The sequence below is a fragment of the Acinetobacter lwoffii genome (assembly GCF_024129855.1).
Lineage (GTDB): Bacteria > Pseudomonadota > Gammaproteobacteria > Pseudomonadales > Moraxellaceae > Acinetobacter > Acinetobacter lwoffii_L.
In genome coordinates this window covers 1-288 of record NZ_JAMXXC010000089.1, presented here as the reverse complement: position 1 = coordinate 288, position 288 = coordinate 1, and the positions used below count along the sequence as shown (strand labels likewise).

The following is a 288-nucleotide window of genomic DNA, read 5'->3' as shown; positions in this document are numbered from 1 at the left end:
TGGACATTTTCCTTCTCGCTTTAATCGTGATAAAGCATGGCCATAGGTCGCTGCTTTATCTGTATTGATGACCCGTGGAATTTGCCATTTTTTCACCGTATTGAATATCTTTCCTAGAAAACTATAGGCTGATTTACTGTTCCGCCTAGCGGAAAGGTAAAAGTCAATCGTATGACCACGTTGATCAACTGCACGATACAGGTAAGTCCATCGCCCCTTCACTTTGATATAAGTCTCATCCATATGCCATGAATGTAAATCTGTAGGATTACGCCAATACCAGCGTAA

General features: G+C 41.3%; 1 pseudogene. It reads right to left on the bottom strand.

Annotated features, from left to right (window positions below):
• A pseudogene (locus NI465_RS16630) lies at positions 1 to 288 on the bottom strand (IS6-like element IS1008 family transposase); the annotation flags it as partial.